Below are 20111 nucleotides of genomic sequence, written 5' to 3'. Positions count from 1 at the left end.
CATCGAATTATTGAGGTAGATGAAGGTGTTAGGGCCGTAACTCGACCTTGACCGGGAACTTCTTGAGAAGCCGCTCAGCCTTCTCGGCCTTGTCCGGAGGCGCGCTCACCCTCAGGTACAGTCCGCGCGACGGGTCGGTGATCGCGTCGACAGTGACCTCGCCGGACAATCCTTCCAGCGCCAGCAGCTCGCGCGCGGCCTCGCCGGCGGCGATCTCGCGCAGCTTCGGCTTGAAGATCTTGCCGACCGGAGTCACCGGCATCTCCGGAATCACCGACACCACGCGCGGGCGCGCCGGCGGCTCCAGGATGTTGTCCTGCACGAAGGCGGCGAGCGCGTTCGGATCGATATGGGTGCCGGGCTGCGCCGAGACGAACAGCATCGGCACTTCGCCGGCGTAGGTGTCGGGACGTCCGACGGCCGCGGCAAGCGCCACGCCCGGAAACGCCAGCGCGGCGTCCTCGATCGCGCGCGGATCGATGTTGTGGCCGCCGCGGATGATGACGTCCTTGGCGCGGCCCATGATGTAGACGAAGCCGTCGGCATCGATCCGGCAGATGTCGCCGGTGCGCAGCCAACCGTCGCGGAACGCCTCCTCGGTCTGCTTCTTGTCGACATAGCCGGCGAACACCTGCGGGCCCCTGGTCAGCAGTTCGCCGACCGGCGAAGGCCACGGTCCCGTGTGGAGCTTGCCGCCGTCGAGGATCGCGAGTTCGACCAGCGGATTGCGGGTGCCGACGCTCTCGGCGCGCGGCTTCACACCGTGCACATCGTGAGTGATGGCACCGGCGAGCTCGGTCATGCCGTAGAGCTGCTGGATGCAGGGGCCGCCCCAGGTCGCAAGATAACGCCGCTCGATCTCCGGCGGGCAGATCGAGGCGCCGGTGGCGGTGACGCGCAGGGTCGAGATGTCGCTGTCCGCGACCGGGATATCGGCGAGGGCGCCAAGTATCGTCGGCACGTTGCCGGCGATGTTGATGCGGTACTGCTCGATGATCTGCCAGAAGTGCCGGACCAGCGCCGGATCGCGCGCGCCGGCGGGACCGGGGATGACCATCGTCGTGCCGGCCGCCAGGGAATTGGCCGTGGTGCAGAAAAGGCCGCCGACATGGAACAGCGGCATCGTGATCATCGCGCGCTCGCCGCGATGGAAATCGAGCGCCATCCGCGAGGATACGGTGGAGGCGACCATCGCGCGGTTGGTGAGCCGCGCCACCTTGGGATGGCCGGTAGTGCCGCCGGTCGGGAGCATCACGGCGACGCGGTCGGCCTCGCTCATGTCCTTGGACTTGCCGTAGTCGTCGCGCCAGGCGGGATCAGGCCGCAGCACCTCACCGTCGAAGGCGATGCTGCCGTCGAGCGGCACGATCACAATGTGCTTCAGGGAAGGTACCTCGCGCTGCAGGCCCTCGACCCTCTCATAGAGCCCGCCTGGCATGCCCGGCGGCGGCGCCAGCAACAGCTTCGCGTGGATCGCATTGAGCTGGGCGACGATCGCTTCGCGCGTGAACAGCAAATTGAGCGGCTCGGCGACGCCGCAGGCGGCTGCGCCGAAGATCGCGACGACGGTCGCGGGGCACGCCGGGAGCAGGACAGCCACCGCGTCGTCCTTGCCGATGCCGTGCTTACGGAAATAGGTTTCAGCGGCCTTGATGCAGCCCATCAAGTGATCGTTCGAGATCACGACCGGGTTGGGATCGAGCGGCGAGCGCAGATAGATCGCGGCTTCAGCGTCCGGAGCGCCCTGCGGGCCGCGGGCAATGAGGTCGAGGATGCGCGGGCATGCCGCGAGCGTCTCCTGCATTTCCCTGTCGCGCGCAGCCTCGTCGGCCGGCGAAAGCCTGTCCTTCAGCATATCCGTCCCCGTCCATTCTTGTTCGTTGGGACGGGGATTGTATCGAGCCGTGCTCGCGGAACACAAGTGCGGCCATAGCACTCAGTCATTCCGGGGCGGCTCGCCGAGCCGAACCTCAGGTGCGCGAATTGCGCACCGGGGAGTCTCGAGATTCCGGATTCGATGCTGCGCATCGCTCCGGAATGACGTGCGTGGTTACCCGTGGACCACCGATTTGGCGATCATGCAGTGGATGCCCTTGGAGCCGTTGACCGTCTGCGTCACGCGCAGGTCGGCGGCCAGGCTGCACAGCGTGTAGGCGTCCTCGCGCGACAGATTGCGCTTCTCGCCGAGCAGCACGATCATGTCGCGCAGCGCCCGCACCACGCACTGGTCGAGATCGGGATCCATCGCCATGGTCATGTAATGATCCGCGGTCTCTGCGCGCGGATAGGCGAGCTTGATATCCTTGCGCAATGTGAGGCGGAAGCGGCCGGTCAGCGCGGTCTCGATCGCGGTGACGCAGACCTCGCCGTCCCCCTGCACGCCATGACCGTCGCCGCAGGAGAACAGCGCGCCCGGAACGAACACCGGCAGATAGAGCTTGGCGCCGGCGCCGAGCTCCTTGTTGTCGAGATTGCCGCCCATCGCGCGCGGGATCAGCGAGGAGATCCGGCCCCAGGCCGGCGGCGGCGACACGCCCATCACGCCGAAGAACGGCTTGAGCGGCAGATCGAGCCCCCAGGGCATGCGGCCGACCATGCGTCCGCGATCGAGCGGGATGTTGAGGACGCGTGTCTCGTGGAAATCGTCGGGCAGGGTGCCGGACAATGGCTTGATCAGATTGTAACCCCAGTCCTGTCGCAGCTGAACGTCGAGAATATCGACCTCGAGCACGTCGCCGGGTTCGGCGCCGGCAACCGCGATCGGGCCGGTCAGAATGTGTCCGGGTACCATCCGCTCGCACTTCGCATGGATCTCGTCGAGCTCCGGCGGAACGAAGAATTTGCCGCGGTCGGGCACCACGTCCGGGCCGCCGCTGACGGTCTCGATCGTGATCTCGTCGCCGCTCGCAACGGTCAGAACCGGTTTCAGCTTGGCTTCAAAGAAGCCCCAATGGCAGGTTTCAGGGCTCGACTTCAGACGGTGATGGGTCATGTGACGGCTTTTGATTGGTTTCCCAGCAGCGTATGACGCTGTAGCAGAACTTCGCAGGGGCTTCTCTTGTTTTTTGTGCTCTCCAAGACGCTCGGCATCATGCTGTTGCCGATCAACTTCCTGATCGGTATCGGCGTGATCGGCGCCGTGCTGCTGTTGACGCGGTTTGCGCGCCTCGGCCGCAGGTTGATGGTGGCCGCGCTGCTGCTGCTCGCGATCTGCGGCTTCTCGCCGCTCGGCAATGTCCTGATCTCCACATTGGAGCAGCGCTTCCCGCCATGGGATGCCTCGCGCGGCGCGCCGGACGGCATCATCGTGCTCGGCGGCTCGATCGATGCCGATCTGTCGGTTGCGCATGGCACGCCGGTGGTGCGCAGCGCGGCCGATCGCGTCATCGCGGCGGCGGCGCTCGCGCGCAGATATCCGAACGCGCGCCTTGTGTTCACCGGCGGCAGCGCGAACCTGATCTCGAACGATGCGCGCGAAGCCGACTATGCCGCCGAGATGTTCGAGGGGCTCGGCATTGCCAGGTCGCGATTGATCATCGAGCGCCGCTCGCGCAACACGGTGGAGAACGCCGAATTCTCCAGGGCGCTGGTCGATCCCAAGCCGGGCGAGCGTTGGCTGCTCGTCACCTCGGCCTACCACATGCCGCGCTCGGTCGGGCTGTTCCGCAAGGCGGGATTCAATGTCGAGGCCTATCCGGTCGACTGGCGCGTCGGCAATGTCTTCAGCTTCGCGACGCTTGCGATCGAGGGCCTGTCACGCACCGATCTCGGCACGCGGGAGTGGGTCGGGCTTCTGGCCTATCATCTGGCCGGCAAAACCGATGATTTGCTGCCGGGGCCGGCCGCGCGCTGAGGCTTGTCGCCTTCACCGACCAATCCGGCCAGAGCCCCGCTCCGATTGAATCGGAACGGGGCTCTGGATTCTTGTTTGACGCATTTTCTTCACGCGAACCGGTACCCACTTCGCTTGAAAATGCTCTAACATCAAATCAACAGGCGGCGCCAAGCCGCCGATCACGGGAGTTTTCGCCATGCAACAGCAGACACCGCCGGAACAGTTCGACCTCGGCGCAATCGTCGCCGACCTGAACAACCTGCTGCGGCTGAAGACCACGGTCATCGGCATCAAGATGTTCGCGCGGGTCGAGGAGATGGAGGCGATCCCGAAGATCCGCCGTCCATCGGCGGTCCACACCATGGACCAGATCGTCAGCATGGCCTCGCGGCTCGGCTGGACCGTCGGCATTACCGGCGACGATCTGGTCGGCGCGCAATGCCGCGCCGTGATCGGGCTCGCACCGCAGGACGAGAAGTGGCTTGCCGGCGAGAACTATGTCGGCGTCTGGCATGGCACCGCCGAAGACGCGCGCAAGCGCCAGGAGGCGCTCGACGTGGTGCCTTACGGCCGGTACCAGGCGATGGCGGTGAGCCCGCTGACCAGCGGACGGCTCAACCCGCCCGACATCTGCCTCGTCTATGCGACGCCGGGACAGATGATCATCCTGATCAACGGGCTTCAGTATACCGGCTACAAGAAGTTCGAGTGGGGCGTGGTCGGCGAAACCGCCTGCGCGGATTCGTGGGGGCGGGCGCTGAAGACGGGCGAGCCGAGCCTGTCGCTGCCATGCTTCGCCGAGCGCCGCTATGGCGGCGTGCCCGACGAGGAGATGCTGATGGCGCTGCCGCCGGCCTATCTGGTGAAGGCGATCGCCGGCATGAAGCAGCTCGCCAAGAACGGTTTGCGCTACCCGATCGCGCCCTATGGCATCCAGGCCGACGTGCGCGCCGGCATGGGCGTCTCGTACAAGAAATAGCGCATTGCGTTGCCGCGCCCGCGATGACAAAAGGGCGCCCATTCGCTGCGCAGGGAGCCTGATGCATGTCCTCGTCGAAACTCGACATCGTCGTCTATGGTGCGACCGGCTTCACCGGCCAGCTTGTCGCCGAATATCTCGCGGCGCATTATCGCAACAGTAGCCTGACATGGGCGATGGCCGGGCGCAGCAAGGACAAGCTCGCCTCGGTACGCGACGCGATCGGCGCGCCCGCCGACACGCCGCTGATCGTCGCCGATGCCGGCGATGCCGCCTCGCTGAAGGCGATGCTAGCGCAAACCAGGTCTGTCATCTCGACGGTCGGACCGTATCAGCTCTATGGCAACGAGCTGATCGCGGCCTGCGTGGAAAGCGGCACCGACTATTTCGATCTCTGCGGCGAGCCGATCTGGATGCGGCAGATGATCGACAAATACGAAGCCGCCGCGAAGGCCAGCGGTGCGCGCATCGTGTTCTCCTGCGGTTTCGACTCGGTGCCGTTCGAACTGGGCGCGTTCTTCGTGCAGGAGGAAGCGAGGCGCGTATTCGGCGCGCCGGCGCCGCGCATCAAGGGCCGCGTGCGCGACATGCGCGGCACGCTGTCCGGCGGCACCGCGGCGAGCGCCAAGGCGACCTTCGATGCGGTCGCCAAGGACCTCAGCCTGGTTGCGATCCTCAACAACCCGTTCGCGCTGACGCCGGGCTTCGAGGGTCCGAAGCAGCCGCGCGGCAGCAAGCCGGCCTATGAGGAGGATTTGCACTCCTGGACCGCGCCGTTCATGATGGCGCTGATCAACACGCGCAACGTGCACCGCTCCAACATGCTGATGGGCTTTCCCTACGGACGGGACTTCGTCTACGACGAGATGGTCCTGACCGGCCCGGGCGAGAAGGGCGAGGCCAACGCCAAGAAGGTGATGGCGTTGAATTCCGAGAAGACCGGCCCAAGCGCGCCGAAGCCGGGCGAGGGGCCGTCAAAGGAGGAGCGCGAGAACGGCCGCTACGATCTGCTTTATCTCGCGGTCGCGCCTGACGGCCGCATGGTCCGCGCCGGCATCAAGGGCGATCGCGATCCCGGCTACGGCTCGACCTCGAAGATGATCTCGGAATGCGCGATCTGCCTGCTGCGCGATACACCCGACGTCGCCGCCGGCTTCTGGACGCCGGGAGCGGCGATGCAGCACAAGCTGATCAAGCGCCTGATCGATCACGCCGGGCTGACCTTCGAGGTCGAGAAGTAGCTTCGCTTACCTCGCCCCGCTTGCGGGGAGAGGTCGGATCGCATCGTCAGATGCGATCCGGGTGAGGGGGTACAGGTCCGTCCGATCGCATTGCTCGTGGAGAGAGCCCCTCACCCCAACCCTCTAAGAGCGAGCTTCGCTCGTCTCGACCCCGTGAAGGACGGGGAGAGGGAGAGGCGCTACGCCGCCGCGCGCGGATTATAAGCGTACATGAAGTCCATGCCCTTGGACGACACCGGCAGCAGCAGCTTCAACATGTGATCGCGGAGCCAGGCGCCGGTCGGGCTGAACTCGCGCTTGCTGTTGCCGTTGCGGCGGGCGATCGCCACGATCTTCTCGGCGCGCGGGCGCCGCTCGTGCTCGAAAGCCTGGAACGTCATGCCGAGCTCCTGGCCGTCGCGCATCAGGATGCCGAGCCGCAGCGCGTCTTCCAGCGCCAGCGATGCGCCCTGGCCGGCATGCGGGCTCGTCGCGTGCGCGGCGTCGCCGATCAACAGCGTGCGCTTGCGCGACCAAGTCGGCAGCGTCGCGACGTCGAGCGTGTCGGTCACCACGATATTCTGGGCGGCTTCGATGATCTCGGGGATCGGCGCGTGCCAGCCGGCGTGGAAATCGCGCAGATGCTGCCTGATTGCGTCCTGGCTCCGCAGGCGGTAGGCCGCCGCGGTCATGCCGTGCGACGGCTGCGTGCTCCACCACATCGCGCCCGTGTCCGGATCGGGGCTGCACATCCCATAGCCGAAGAAGCCGCTCTGCCCGAACGTGGTCGCCACCCTCTGGCCGATCGGCAGCTTCTCGATCACCGCGCGGGGCACGAATCCGCCGAAGCCGATCAGCCCGGTGTCGAACGGCGTTGGGCCGTCGGGGATCACGTGGCGCCGCACCGCAGAGTGCACGCCGTCGGCACCGATCACGAAATCGCCCTCGGCGGTGGTGCCGTCGTTGAAATAGGCGATCACGGGCTGGTCGCCGCGGTCTTCGATCTTCACAAGTTTCTTCTCGAAGAACACCGAGACGTTGGAGGCCCAGGCCTTGTCGATCAGCGTCTCGTTCAACGTCGCGCGGCACATGTTCACCGCGGGCTGGCCGAAGCGCTGCTGCATGTTCTGGTTGAGCGAGCCGAGCTTCTTGCCGCCCTGCGAATAGAAGTCGAAGGACTCCGCGATCGAGCCGTTGCGGATCAGTTCGTCGGCGAGGCCGAGCTCGGCCAGCACATGCATGCCGTTCGGCGCGATCTGAAGCCCGCCGCCGACCCCGGTGGAGTAGGGCCAGGCTTCATAGAGCTCGGTCTCGATGCCGGCGCGGGTCAGGAACATCGCGGTGACAGGACCTGCGATGCCGGCGCCGATGATCAGAGCTTTACGGGGACGTGAGGTCATGCCTTGCTCCATGCATCCGTGTGGGATAGGAAAGGTCAGTTGCTAATTATCTTAGTATATAAGATATTAGGCGAGTAAGATATAGGAGCCGATTTGTCAAGCACGACGTCGCGCGAAACGCTGATGCAGGAACTCGAGGAGGCGATGCGCCGGTCATCCGCGCAGGGCGTGATGTACGGCCAAGCCGTTGCAAACATGGCCGGAATCTCCAATTCCGACATGGAATGCATGGACATCCTGCATCTGGAGGGGCGGGTGACCGCGGGGCGTCTCGCCGAGGTCACCGGGCTGACCACCGGCGCGATCACCGGCGTGGTCGATCGTCTGGAGAAAGCGGGTTACGTGCGCCGCGAGCGGGACGAGAGCGACCGCCGCAAGGTCTTCATCTCGGTGGTGGAGGAAAAAGCGGCGGAGATCGGCAAGTTCTACGTGCCGATGCAGGAGGCGATGCTCAAGCTGTGGAGCAGCTACACCGACGACGAGCTGCGCTTGCTGCTGCGTTTCGCCAATGATGGCTACAAGGGCGTGCTGGAAGCGACCGGAGCATTGAAGGCGGTGATCGACATGCCGCCGGAGCAGCGCGCCAGCCTCAAGATGCCGCCGAAGACTCGTCGATGATCAGTGCCGACGTCGCGCGGTAGCGCTCGGCCGCCGCATACATGCCCCACATCGTGCCGAGCATCATCCAGAAGTGCCGCCAGTGGTCGGTATCGATGATGAAGCTCTCGCCGACGAAGCCGAGGAACGCCGAGAAGACCGCGAGATAGCCGCGCTGCCACGGCACCCGCATGTAGATGTAGCGGAAGCCGATGATCGCGGTGACGAACACCAGCGCCGGATAGCAGATCCCCGAGATCCAGCCGCCCGACATGAAGGCGTTGAGATAGGAATTGTGGGTGTCCTCGGGGAAGTAGGTGTGGAATTGCAGCGGCCCGATGCCGAACGGCAGCTCCAGCGCCATCTGGGCGCCGAGGATGTGGCGGCCGAACCGGCCGAAGCGGCCTTCGTCATAGCTCTGGTCGAAGCTCGCGCGCTGCTTGAACATGTCGGCGACCGAGCCGATCGAGAGCAGCACCGCGATCAGCGCCACGGCCAGGATCGCGGCGATCAAGGTCATCACGATGATGCGCGAGCGCTGCGCCTGCGAGCGGCTTGTGAACACCATCAGCGCCAGCATGAAGGCCGCGGTGATGACGAGGCCGCCCCAGGCGGCGCGCGAGAACGACAGCAGGATCGCAAGCGAAATGATGCCGAAGGCGATGGCGTTGCGGAACGCCTTGCCGAAGCGGTCGGAGACCACGCTCTGCAGCGTGAACAGCGCCGGCAGGATCAGGAAGGCGCCGAGCACGTTCGGGTCCTTGAAGGTTCCGCGGGCGCGGTCATACAGCGTCAGCAGGTCGTAGCCGCCGGGCACCAGACGGAAGTAGCCGGCGATGCCGGCGAGCGAAGCGATCATCGCGCCGACGATCAGGCCGCGGCGCAGCATGTCGAGGCGGGCTTCGGTATCCTCCGACATCACCATCGCGAAGAAGATGACGGTGATGGCCATGTACCAGGAGGTCAGGATCCAGTTCACCACCTCCGGCTTGTCGAGGAACGGCACCGCACCGATGCTGTAGCCGACATTGAGCACGATCAATGTGAACAGCAGCGGCATGAACACGAGCCGCATGCGCAGGCCCGTGGCGAAGAACAGCACGCAGGCAGTCAGCGTGACGAGCTCATACGGGCTCGGCTCGATGAACACGATGGCGCCGGACGCGCCGGCCAGCCACACCAGCGCCCGCTGCAGCGCCAGCACGCCCGTTGGTGCTGATGTCAGCGAATGGGTCGTCCCGGCTGTCGCCGCATAGGCCATCGGATACTCACGCAACGCAACGGACACAGAACCTGACACCCGTTATTGCGAGGAGCGTCAGCGACGACGCAATCCACCTATCCCCTAGCGGCAGCGTGGATTGCTTCGCTGCGCTCGCAATGACGTGCGGTTTGAACCCGCCTCGATCAGTACGCGTTCTCGCTTTTCGTCAGCAGCGAGAACGGGGTCTTGAGCAGGACGTAGAGGTCGAACAGCACCGACCAGTTCTCGATGTAATAGAGGTCGTATTCGACGCGCTTCTGGATCTTCTCGTCAGTGTCGACCTCGCCGCGCCAGCCGTTGATCTGCGCCCAGCCGGTGATGCCGGGCTTGACGCGGTGGCGGGCGAAGTAGCCGTCGACCGCCTCGTCGAACAGGCGGTTCTCCAGCTTGCTCTGCACGGCGTGCGGGCGCGGGCCGACCAGCGAGAGATTGCCCTTCAGCACGACGTTGAACAGTTGCGGCAATTCGTCGAGCGAGGTTTTGCGGATGAAGCGGCCGACGCGGGTCACGCGCGGATCGTTCTTGGTCACCACCTTGGAGGCGGTGGGGTCGGCCTGATGGTGGTAGAGCGAGCGGAATTTGTAGACGTCGATCCGCTCGTTGTTGAAGCCGAAGCGCTTCTGGCGGAACAGCACCGGGCCGGGGCTGTCGAGTTTCACCGCGAGCGCCACCAGTCCCAACACCGGCAGCGCCGCAACCAAGGCCAGACCGCCGACCACGCGGTCGAACAGCCATTTCAGCACCAGATCCCAGTCGGTGATCGGCGCCTCGAACATATCGAGCGTCGGCACCTTGCCGATATAGGAATAGGAACGGGGGTGGAAGCGCAGCTTGTTGGTATGGGCCGACAGGCGGATGTCGACCGGCAGCACCCACAGCTTCTTCAGCATTTCCAGGATGCGGGTCTCCGCCGAGATCGGCAGCGCGAACAGCACGAGGTCGACGCGGGTGCGGCGGGCGAATTCGACGATGTCATCGATCTTGCCGAGTTTCGGTGCGCCGGCGCAGGTGTTGGTGGCGCGATCGTCATTGCGGTCGTCGAACACGCCGAGCAGATGGATGTCGGAATCATCCTCGGCGTTCAGCGCCTCGATCAGCTGCTCGCCATTGTGGTCTGCTCCGACGATGATGGTGCGGCGGTCGAGCCGGCCGTCGTGCGCCCAGGCGCGCACCATCGATCGCAGCAGCAGCCGTTCGGCGATCAGCACCGCAAGGCCGACGCAGAAGAACGACGACAGCCAGACCCGCGAGACCTCGCCACCGAGCTTGACCAGGAAGGAGATGCCGATGAACAGCAGGAACACGACGGCCCATGACGAGATCATGCGCGTCATCTGGCGAAGCTGGCCGCGGAAGATCTGCACCTGGTAGATATCGGCAGCCTGGAAGCAGACCACGGCGGCAGCCGACATGCCGAGGATCGATGCGATATATCCCCAGTGAATGCTGCCGCCGGCGAGCGGCCTGACATAGGCGAGATAAAGCCCGACGCCGACCAGGCTGAGCAGCGCGAAGTCGGTGAGGCGAACCACGCCGGCGATCACGACCGGCGAGTAGGCGCCGCGAACCTTCTGGTTGGTAACGGCGAGCGCGGCCGGCGAGAGGCGCCGGCGCCGTTCGATCTGCGGCTGAGCGGCCGTCGCAGACGCAGCGGCATCCAGCATCGAGCGTGCGTTAAACGGTTCCACGAGTCCACGTCCATTCCTGCGCATGCAGATGGGCATCCGCGCGCAGCACGAAAATTCCCCCGGACGTGACTTAAGGGGACAAATCGGAAGAAACGGTTACGTGTGCAAGAAGTGGTTAACGTTTGGCAAAGGCGTCGCGATAGCCGGCCAGTACACCCTCGACCATCGCGCTTTGCGAGAAATGTTCCGAAATCCGCTCGCGCAATCGCTCGGCGCGCGCCGCGGTCGCGGCGGGATCGTCGAGCGCGGCCTTGATCGCGTCGGCCATCGCTCCAGCATTGCTCGGCGCGAACAGGGCGTCGGTGTGGGTATCGAAGATCTCCGGGATGCCGCCGACATCGGCGGCGATCATCGGAACGCCGGCCGCGCCCGCCTCGATCACTACATAGGGCATCGAATCGCCGCGCGAGGGCACCACGAGCAGGCTGCCCTTCGAAAAGCCATAGCGCGCCTTGACGTGACCGATGAAGCGGACGGCCTCGCCGAGCGACAGCCGCTTCACCTGCTCCTTGAGGCGCTCGAATTCCTCGCCGTCGCCGCCGAGCGTCAACGTCACCGGCTTGCCCTCGGCGCGCAGCTTCGCCACCGCGTCGATCAGCAGATCGGCGCCCTTGATGCGCCGGAACTCGCCGACATAGGCCACGTCGGTGGCATCGTCGGCGCGGGGGACCGGTTCGAACTCCTCCGCGGTGACGCCGTTGAACACGCAGCGCACGAGGCCTGCCGGCTTGCCGACGGTGCGCTGATAGGTGTCGCGGGCAAACGCGCTCTCGAACAGGAATAGGTCGGTGCTGTTCATCAGGGTGCGCTCGAGCTGGCTGTAGAAGCGGCCCTTCCAGGTGTCGAGCGGGTAGTGCAGCGAGCCACCATGCGGCGTGTAGACCCGGATCACCTTGCTCGACCGCCGCCGCAGCCGGACATAGGCGCCGGCCTTGGCGCCATGCCCGTGGACGACATCGGGTTTCAGCTTGCGGATCAGGCCGGCGATGTGGGCCCAGACCATGAAGTCGGCGAAGCGCGGCTCACGGCGTATCGCGACGCGGTGGACGCCGAGCTTGAGCCGCGGCTCGATCTCGGCAAGCGCCGCGTCGGCCCGCGCGCCGCCGGTCAAACTGTCGGCGACGATGCCGACATGATGGCCGCGTTCGATCTGGCCGTTGGCGACGTCGAGGATGTGACGAATGATGCCGCCGACCGGGGCACGCACCACGTGCAGGATGCGGAGGGGCGGTTGCTGATTTTGATCCTGCGCCATCGATCAGAACCAGCGCTCGCCGACGAACACGGTGTTGCCGGGGCCGATCGGCGTGCCCAGGGGAGCGACGAAGCGGCCGGCGCCGGATGCATTGGTGTGGGTGACGGTAACCTCGTCGCGCTTGGCGCGCGGCGAGAAGCCGTCGGCGATCGCGATCGCGCTTTCGACCGTCATGTTGGGCACATAGGGATATTGGCCGGGGGCCTGGACTTCGCCGAGGATGAAGAACGGCCGGTAGGCCTCGATCTCGACTGCGACCGACGGCTCGCGGATGAAGCCGTTGCGCAGCCGCGCGGTGATCTCGGCGGCAAGCCCGGCGGGCGTCCGGCCGCGCGCCGGCACCGAGCCGATCAGCGGCATGGTGATCGCGCCCGCGGCGTCGATCGCATAGCCGTTGGTCAGCCCTTCCTGGCCAGAGACCACAACGCGGAGCTTGTCGCCGGGGCCGAGATTATAGCCCTCGCGCGTCGGTGCGGGATCGGCATAGGCCACGGGCGCAGCATACGCCATCGGTTCGAGACCGGGGTCACCGGCAAGCGGTGACGTTCGGCCCATGCAGCCCGACAGCGCGAGCGCAGCGACCAGACAAATAAGGGGAGCGCGCAGATCGCGCATGCAAGGAATCCCGCGACAATATCGGCTCCGATTAACGGCACCCATGGTTAACAAAGAATGACGGGGCGGGTGGTGGCGGCCATGCCCGTCAACCCCACCGATTAACCCAGCGGCAACCTTAATGGACTGTAATCGCCCCATTGAGAGGGAGTCGCGGTGTCCGCGGGGGTTCGTTATGCGTTTTGCATTCTGGCGTAGAGGCAAGGATAAGGCCGTCGTGCAACGGGCGTTGCCGAAGTCTGCGCCCGTTGCCGACGAAGCTGTCGTGAAGCCGGCTGCGCCCAAGCCTGCTCCCGACAAGCCTGCTCCAGACAAGCCGGCCCGTCCGGCGGAGGCGGCCGATCTTGACCTGCACGTGCTCGGCCGCGCGCTGGCGCGCAAGCGCGGCTGGATCATCGTGCCGACGGTGCTGGTGTTCGCGTTGTCGCTTGCCGCGGTCAACGTCGTGACGCCGCGCTACAAGTCGGAAGCGCGAATCCTGATCGACAATCGCGAGAACGCCTTCCTGCGTCCGAACGGCGAGCGCGACCTGGAGCGCACCTCGCTCGACGCCGAGGCGGTGACGAGCCAGGTGCAGCTGTTGCTGTCGCGCGATCTCGCGCGCGACATCATCAAGAAGAACAAGCTGGCCGAACGTCCGGAGTTCGATCCGGTGCTGCGGGGCTTTTCGCCGCTGAAGTCGCTGCTGGCGCTGTTCGGCATCGGCCGTGACCCGTTCAGCCTGACGCCTGAAGAGCGGGTGCTTGATTCTTATTACGAGCGCTTCCAGGCTTTTGCGGTCGACAAGTCGCGCGTCATGGTGATCGAGTTCCAGTCCGAGGATCCCGAGCTTGCGGCGCGCGTCGCCAACTCGATTGCAGACGGCTATCTCGTGCTGCAGCAGGCCGCGCGGCAGGACCAGGCCAAATCCGCCAGCACATGGCTGCTCGGCGAGATCGACAAGCTGCGCACCAAGGTCGCGGACGCGGATTCGCGCGTCGAGGAATTCCGCTCGAAGTCGAGCCTGTTCGTCGGCACCAACAACATCCCGCTGTCGAACCAGCAGATGGGTGAGCTGAACACGCAGCTCAACAATGCCCGTGCGCTGAAGGCGGATGCCGAGACCAAGGCACGGCTGATCCGGGAGATGCTTCAGGGCGGCAAGCCGATCGAGGCGTCGGAGGTGCTCAATTCCGAGCTGATCCGCCGGCTGGCCGAACAGCGCGGCACGCTGCGCGCGCAGCTTGCCGAGCAGTCGTCGACGCTGCTCGACAACCATCCGCGCATCAAGGAATTGAAGGCGCAGATCGCCGATCTCGACCGGCAATTGCGCGAAGAAGCCGGCAAGGTTTCGCGCTCGCTGGACAATGACGCCCGCGTCGCCGATGGCCGAGTCATGGCGTTGCAGGCGAGCCTGGACCAGTCGAAGAGGCAGGCGTCGTCTAGCAATAGCCAGGACGTGCAACTGCGCGGGCTGGAGCGCGAAGCCAAGGCGCAGCGCGACCTGCTGGAGGCCTATCTCGCCAAGTACCGCGAGGCGACGGCGCGCGAGAACATCGAGGCCGCGCCGACCGACGGTCGCATCATCTCGCGCGCCTCGGTTTCGAATACGCCGGCCTATCCGAAGAAGCTGCCGATCGTGCTGATCGCGACGCTGGCGACGCTGCTGCTGTCATCCGGCATCATCATCACCGGCGAGCTGCTGCGCATCTCCGCGCCCGGTGCGGTTGGCCGCGCCTTCGCGCCGGCGGCTGCCGTGATCAGGCGCCGCGAGCCGGTCATGGATGCCGCAACCGTGGACCAGCCCGCGCCGGCGCTGCCCCCTGAACCCGCGCTCGCATCGCCGGTCGCGCCGAAGCCGGCCGTGGAGCCCGAACTGCCGCAGGAGCCTGCGGCTGCCTATGAACCTCCGCCGCAGCCTGAGTCCGCCCAGACTGCCGACGAGATCGATGAGCTCGCCGAGCGCCTTGTCGCCGCCGGTCCCGCCGCCCACAAGGTCACCGTGCTCGGCCCGGCCGCGGCTGATAGCGTTACGTTGACCGCCCTGACGCTGGCGCGTCTGATGGCGCGCCAAGCCAAGGTTGTCGTCGTCGATCTCGTCGCGTCCTCGCCGGTGCTGACGTCGGCGACCGTCGATCCGGCGGCGCCCGGCCTTGCCGAGCTGATGCAGGGCGAGGCGACCTTCGCGCAGATCATCACCAAGGACCGGCAGTCGCGTGTTCAGATCGTCAGCGCCGGGCGTCCGGGCTTCGATCGCTCGCATCTGCAATCGCCGCGGCTCGCCCTTGCGATCGATGCGCTGCTCAGGGTCTACGACCACGTGCTGCTCGACGCCGGTTCGGCCGTCGACCTGCCGGCCGAACTGCTGACCGCGAAGGCACAGGCGGTCGTCGTGCCCGACGCCACCATGGCGCAGGATGCCCGCCACTCGATGGTCGAGCAACTCAGGGCGGTCGGCTTCGCCGAAGTGACGATGCTGAGCAAGCCCTGCGCGGCGTCGGAAGCGGCTGTGAGGGGCCCGCGGGTGGTGGCTGCCTGAGCGCCACCGTCAGCCCGTCGGGGTAAATCCGGTCGCCCGCACGATCCCTTTCCAGCGATCGGATTCGGTGGCGAGCAGTTGCGCAAAGTCATTCATCGCGATTGCGTCGACGTCGACCGACAGTTTGGCCATGCCGGACTTGACCTCGTCGCTGCGCAATGACGCCTGGATCGCGCCGTTGAGTTGCGCGACGATTGCCGCGGGCGTCTTCGCCGGCAGGAAGATGCCGAACCAGGTCACGTCCTGAAGCCCGGGGTAACCGGCTTCCGCCACCGTCGGCACATCGGGGAGGGATTTGAGACGGCTGGGACCGGTCGTCGCCAGAGCGCGAAGCTGTCCGGACTGGACCTGACCCAGCAGGCTGTCGATCGGCATCACCGCCGACGCGATCTCGCCCTTCAGGAGATCCTGGACCGCCCCTCTGCCTTGATAGGGCACGTGGAGATAGTCGAAGCCCGCGGTTCGGCCGAGCATCGCACCGATGAAATGCAGGGTGGTGCCAACGCCCGGCGTGCCGTAGGTCGCCTGTGTCGGGTTGGCGCGGCACCAGGCGACGAAGTCGGCGAGGCTCCTGACATCGTTCGGGACTTTCGGGCCGATCGCCAGCAGCGTCGCGAATGAGCCGACGGTCGATACCGGCGTGAAGTCCTGCGGTGTGTATGCGAGCGAATTGTAGGTGTGTGGAAACAGCGCGATGAACCCAAGCGGCGCGAGCAGCATGACCGATCCATCGGCCTCGGCGTTCTTTACCGCCTCGATCGCAATCCGGCCGCTCGCGCCGGGCCGGGTCTCAACGACGATGGAGTCGGCATAGTCCTTCATCTGCCCGGCAACGAGCCTTGCGACGGCGTCGGGCAATCCGGGCGTGTAGCCGGTCAGGATATGGGCGGTCTTCAGGCGGGGCTGCGCGCCGACTGGCCGGACCAGGCCTGCGGCGGCGAGCGCGGCACCGGCCGCTGACGCGGTCAGGACGTCGCGACGGGTCAACATGCATGCCTCCATGGTCGTCTAGCCGCGCCGTTCGGGGCGCGACGATCTGCGTCATCGCACGCGGAGGATGCGTGAGGCGGGGATAAACGTCCAATGCTAGTGTCTGAGGCGTCCATAACCGTTTTGGTAAGGATCGCTGATGCAGGACATCGAGCGTGCCCGACGCCGGATCAAGCTGCGCGACCTGCACATCCTGCTCGTTATCGCGCAGCGCGGCAGCATGGCGAAGGCTGCCGCGGAGCTCGCGGTGTCGCAGCCGGCGATTTCGCGGGCGGTCAGCGACATGGAGCACGCGCTCGGCCTTCGGCTATTCGATCGTTGCCGTAACGGCATCGAACTGACGGCCTATGGCCATGCTCTGGTGCGACGCGGGGTCTCGATCTTCGACGAGCTTACCCAGGGCTTGCAGGAGCTCGAGTTTCTGGCCGATCCGAGCATCGGAGAGTTGCGCATCGGCAGCACGGAGAGCATCGCAGCGGGCTTGCTTCCGGTGGCGATCGACCGCTTCACGCGGCAGCATCCCGGCATCCGCATCAATGTCGCGCAGACCGTTCTCAGCGATCTGCGCTACCGCGAACTGCGCGAGCGCAACATCGATCTGTTGCTTGGATGGACGCCGACGCCGTTTGACGAGACGGACCTGGCGGTCGAGCCCTTGCTCGATGATCGGCGCGTCGTGGTCGCGGGAAGGCGAAGCAAATGGGCGCGCGCGTCCAGGCTCGAATTGGCCGACCTCGCTGACGAGCGCTGGGTGCTGCCTCCGCCGGACACCTTTCCGGGCGCCGCGGTGGCGGAGACGTTTCGCGAGTTCGGAATGCAGATGCCAAGCGCGCCGATCACGACGCTGTCGCTTCATTTGTGCTGCCGGCTCGCCGCGACCGGCCGCTTCATCACCGTGCTGCCGGGCTCGGTCGCGCGGTTTGCCGGCGGTGATCTCGGGCTAAAGGAGCTTCCGGTTCAGCTTCCGCGAGCGGCCGCCGTCTCGGCCGCGATCGTCACGTTGAAAGGCCGCACCTTGGGCCCGACCACCGAGATCTTCATCGCGTGCATCCGTGAGATCGCCAAGGCGGCCGCAAGCAAGGCGGCCGCCGGCAGGTGACAGGCATTACCGGCGCCGTTCCCATCCCATCCGGTGGAGGCGCCCGATGCCTAGTGCGCCATCATCGGCTCGCGCGCGGTTCGCTCGAGCACCGGATCGATCCGCAGCCTGATCGTGACCAGCGCGCCGATCAGTCCCATCACGGCGAGCAGCAGCAGCCCTGCCGTAAAGCTGCCCGTCAGGTCCTTCAGATAGCCGACGGCGAATGGGCCGGCGAAGCCTGACAGGTTGCCGAGCGAGTTGATCGCGGCAATGCCTGCCGCCGCCGAGGCGCCGGTCAGGATACCTGCCGGCATCGGCCAGAACATCGGCGGCACCGCCGACACGCCGATCTGCGCAAGGCAGAGCAGGGCGACGATCAGCACCGGATTCGACACTAGCCCGGCAAGGCCGATACCGACGGCGGCGAGCGTCAGCGCGCCGGCGACATGGTATCGCCGCTCGCCGGTCTTGTCGGAATGGCGGCCGAGCAGCACCATGCCGACCGCGCCGAATACGAAGGGCAGGGCCGCGATCAAGCCGGTCTGGGTGTCGGTGACGCCAAACGCCTTGATGATGGTGGGCAGGAAGAATGCGACGCCGTAGCTTGCCGCGTTGAGGCAGAAATACACGAAGGCGCAGGCAAGGACCCGCGAGTCGGTGAGCGACTGCAGGACGGAAATATGCTCCACGGCCTCGGTTTGCTGCCGCTCGCGCTCAAGCGTGGTCTGGATCCACTTGACCTCGTCCGGCTGCAGCCAGCTTGCCTGGCGCGGAAAATCCGGCAGGAAGGTCAGGACAGCGAAGCCGACCAGGACCGACGGCAATGCCTCGCAGACGAACAGCCACTGCCATCCGGTCAGGCCGGCGCCCGACAGGTTGAGCAGCAATCCCGAGATCGGCGCCCCGATGATGCTCGAGATCGGGATCGCCAGCATGAACAGGCTGATGACGCGCGCGCGGTACACCGACGGGAACCAGAGCGTCAGATAGAAGATGATGCCCGGGAAGAAGCCGGCTTCGCAGGCGCCGAGCAGGAGGCGCAGGAAGTAGAAGATCCATTCGCTCGACAGGCCGCTCGCCGCGGACATCTGCGGGATGAAGGCAAATGCGGCCGAGACGATGCCCCAGCTGATCATGATGCGGGCGATCCACCGCCGCGCACCGAACCGCTCCAGCAGGATGTTGGAGGGCACCTCGAAGAAGAAGTAGCCGATGAAGAACAGGCCGGCGCCGAGCCCGTAGGCGGCCTCGCTGAGGCCGAGCGCCGCGTTCATATGCAGCTTGGCGAAGCCGACATTGACGCGATCGAGATAGGCCACGAAGTAACACAGGATGAGGAACGGAATCAGCCGCCGCATCATCTTTCCGATCGCGCGCTTCTCGACATCGTCGCTCATCGTTCCCAATCCCTTCCTGTTTTTCGATTCGGCAGACGATCACTGCGCTGTTCGGGGCGGCACCTGGCGCACCCGCAGCGGTTCGTCGCGTTGCTCTTGCAAGTCTTCTTCATTGTTGTGTAATCGACTGCCGCGTGACTAATGGCATTTGGGAATGGAGCCACGGCGAAACTGTCATGATGCACCGCGGTATAAACGCGGGAACCCTGGAGCGTTTTCCAGCGAAGTGGCTGCTCGTTCGCGCCAAGAAAACGCCTCAAAGCAGAATCTGGAGCCCCGTTCCGGTTTAGTCGGAGCGGAAGAGGCTCTTTCCGGGCAGGATGGTGGCGAGCCGTGATCAGTAATCTGAAACTGCGCCAGCTGCGCCTGCTGGTCGCTCTCGACAATGAGCGCAAGTTGCAGCTCGCCGCCGAGCGGTTGAACATCACCCAATCAGCGGCATCGAAGATGCTTGCCGAAATCGAGGCGCTGGCGCGGGTTCCCTTGTTCGAGCGCACGGCGCGCGGCGTCGAACCGACGGCCTATGGGTCGATCCTGATCCGTGGCGGCAAGAGCGTGCTGGCCGATCTCGACCAGGTCACCGACGAGTTCGCGGGTTACAAGTCCGGTGAGCTCGGCACCGTCTCCGTTGGAACAGTCGCCAAGCCGAGCATCGACCTCGTCGTCGACGTGATCCAGTATCTCGGCGAAAAGCTGAATCGGGTGAACATCTCGCTCGATGTCAGCACCAGCCCGCCATTGATCACGCGACTGCTGGCGCTCGAGTTCGATTTCGTCGTCGCCAGGATTCCCGCCGGCATCGACCCCCGGCAATTCGACTATTACGAGATCGGCGCGGAGGAGGCGGTGCTGCTCGTTCGCGCGGAGCATCCGTTGGCCGGCCGCGAGACGGTCGAGCTGGAGGACATGGCCGACCAGCAATGGATCTGCCAGCCGCGCGAATCCTTCATGCGCCAGGCACTCGAGAGGCTGTTCATGAGCCGCGGCGTGACGCCGCCGCGCCGGGTCATCAACACCGAGTCGTTTTTCGCCTCGGTCGGAATTGCGGCGGGCATCGACGCGATCGTGCCGGTCCCCATGCTGGTGTTCGATCTGGTCGATCCGCAGCGGTTCAAGGTGCTGCGCCTGCGCGACAGGCTGTTGTTGGAGAATTACGGCCTGATCAAGTTGCGCAAGCGTGCGCTGTCACCCGCTGCGGCACTGTTGTTCGACGCGATGAAACGGCTCGGCGTACCAAATGGCGGCGCAGAGCAGGGCGACGCGGCGCGCTGA

16 protein-coding genes are annotated in these 20111 nt (G+C 65.7%); 7 read left to right on the top strand and 9 right to left on the bottom strand.

All coding sequences use genetic code 11. The annotated features are described in order from the left end of the window. Nucleotides 1–28 precede the first annotated feature (28 nt). Both ACVMIH_RS09145 and ACVMIH_RS09140 read right to left on the bottom strand, forming a co-directional pair. Nucleotides 29–1855, bottom strand: coding sequence for an AMP-binding protein (locus ACVMIH_RS09145; protein ID WP_168855930.1), 1827 nt, complete (start codon nt 1853–1855; stop codon nt 29–31). A gap of 195 nt (nt 1856–2050) precedes the next feature. Further along, the gene (locus ACVMIH_RS09140; RefSeq protein WP_456861472.1) at nt 2051–2992 is read right to left on the bottom strand and encodes an acetamidase/formamidase family protein; all 942 of its coding nucleotides are present in this window, start codon (nt 2990–2992) and stop codon (nt 2051–2053) included. 66 nt (nt 2993–3058) lie between these two features. Between ACVMIH_RS09140 and ACVMIH_RS09135 the strand changes: the two genes are divergently transcribed. The 3 genes from ACVMIH_RS09135 to ACVMIH_RS09125 all read left to right on the top strand — a co-directional run bounded on the left by ACVMIH_RS09135 (nt 3059) and on the right by ACVMIH_RS09125 (nt 6055). Continuing rightward, nucleotides 3059–3853, top strand: coding sequence for a YdcF family protein (locus tag ACVMIH_RS09135; protein ID WP_456861471.1), 795 nt, complete (start codon nt 3059–3061; stop codon nt 3851–3853). A gap of 178 nt (nt 3854–4031) precedes the next feature. Beyond that, nucleotides 4032–4814 (top strand): DUF169 domain-containing protein, encoded by a 783-nt coding sequence (locus tag ACVMIH_RS09130; protein WP_456861470.1) that lies wholly within the window; start codon nt 4032–4034, stop codon nt 4812–4814. Between the two features lie 65 nt (nt 4815–4879). Then, a complete protein-coding gene (locus ACVMIH_RS09125; RefSeq protein ID WP_057020671.1) occupies nt 4880–6055 on the top strand; it encodes a saccharopine dehydrogenase family protein in 1176 nt (391 codons plus the stop codon). 179 nt (nt 6056–6234) lie between these two features. On the opposite strand, the gene ACVMIH_RS09120 is transcribed toward ACVMIH_RS09125, so the two are convergent. Continuing rightward, on the bottom strand, nt 6235–7434 hold the full coding sequence (locus ACVMIH_RS09120; protein WP_310881935.1) for an FAD-dependent oxidoreductase: 1200 nt from the start codon (nt 7432–7434) through the stop codon (nt 6235–6237). Nucleotides 7435–7557: 123 nt separating this feature from the next. Here ACVMIH_RS09120 and ACVMIH_RS09115 point away from each other — a divergent pair, with 123 nt between their 5' ends. Continuing rightward, entirely contained in the window at nt 7558–8052 is a 495-nt protein-coding gene (locus ACVMIH_RS09115; protein WP_141341084.1) for a MarR family transcriptional regulator, read from the top strand. Here ACVMIH_RS09115 and ACVMIH_RS09110 read toward each other — a convergent pair. The 4 genes from ACVMIH_RS09110 to ACVMIH_RS09095 form a co-directional block, all read right to left on the bottom strand. Beyond that, entirely contained in the window at nt 8024–9292 is a 1269-nt protein-coding gene (locus ACVMIH_RS09110; RefSeq protein ID WP_229190305.1) for an O-antigen ligase family protein, read from the bottom strand. The genes ACVMIH_RS09115 and ACVMIH_RS09110 overlap by 29 nt on opposite strands. Nucleotides 9293–9438: 146 nt before the next feature. Beyond that, complete coding sequence (locus tag ACVMIH_RS09105; protein ID WP_456861467.1) at nt 9439–10983, bottom strand: undecaprenyl-phosphate glucose phosphotransferase; 1545 nt, start codon at nt 10981–10983, stop codon at nt 9439–9441. A 115-nt stretch (nt 10984–11098) separates the two neighbouring features. Next, nucleotides 11099–12238 carry a glycosyltransferase family 4 protein gene (locus ACVMIH_RS09100; protein ID WP_057020668.1) on the bottom strand — a complete coding sequence of 380 codons (1140 nt, stop codon included), beginning with the start codon at nt 12236–12238 and terminating at the stop codon, nt 11099–11101. A gap of 3 nt (nt 12239–12241) precedes the next feature. Beyond that, nucleotides 12242–12853, bottom strand: a complete 612-nt coding sequence (locus tag ACVMIH_RS09095; protein WP_057020667.1) for a polysaccharide biosynthesis/export family protein — start codon at nt 12851–12853, stop codon at nt 12242–12244. 175 nt (nt 12854–13028) lie between these two features. On the opposite strand from ACVMIH_RS09095, the gene ACVMIH_RS09090 reads away from it, so the two are divergent. Beyond that, complete coding sequence (locus tag ACVMIH_RS09090; protein WP_456861465.1) at nt 13029–15371, top strand: GumC family protein; 2343 nt, start codon at nt 13029–13031, stop codon at nt 15369–15371. 9 nt (nt 15372–15380) lie between these two features. Here the strand turns inward: ACVMIH_RS09090 and ACVMIH_RS09085 are convergent, their stop codons facing one another. Then, nucleotides 15381–16361: a Bug family tripartite tricarboxylate transporter substrate binding protein gene (locus ACVMIH_RS09085; RefSeq protein WP_057020864.1), complete on the bottom strand. Its 981-nt coding sequence runs from the start codon at nt 16359–16361 to the stop codon at nt 15381–15383. A 139-nt stretch (nt 16362–16500) separates the two neighbouring features. Between ACVMIH_RS09085 and ACVMIH_RS09080 the strand changes: the two genes are divergently transcribed. Next, complete coding sequence (locus tag ACVMIH_RS09080; protein WP_456861464.1) at nt 16501–17460, top strand: LysR family transcriptional regulator; 960 nt, start codon at nt 16501–16503, stop codon at nt 17458–17460. A 50-nt stretch (nt 17461–17510) separates the two neighbouring features. On the opposite strand, the gene ACVMIH_RS09075 is transcribed toward ACVMIH_RS09080, so the two are convergent. Then, nucleotides 17511–18839, bottom strand: coding sequence for an MFS transporter (locus ACVMIH_RS09075; protein WP_028333916.1), 1329 nt, complete (start codon nt 18837–18839; stop codon nt 17511–17513). 333 nt (nt 18840–19172) lie between these two features. Between ACVMIH_RS09075 and ACVMIH_RS09070 the strand changes: the two genes are divergently transcribed. After that, entirely contained in the window at nt 19173–20111 is a 939-nt protein-coding gene (locus tag ACVMIH_RS09070; RefSeq protein WP_229190299.1) for a LysR family transcriptional regulator, read from the top strand.

It is taken from the genome of Bradyrhizobium sp. USDA 4503, from assembly GCF_054055815.1.
This window is presented reverse-complemented; position numbering and strand designations above follow the sequence as displayed.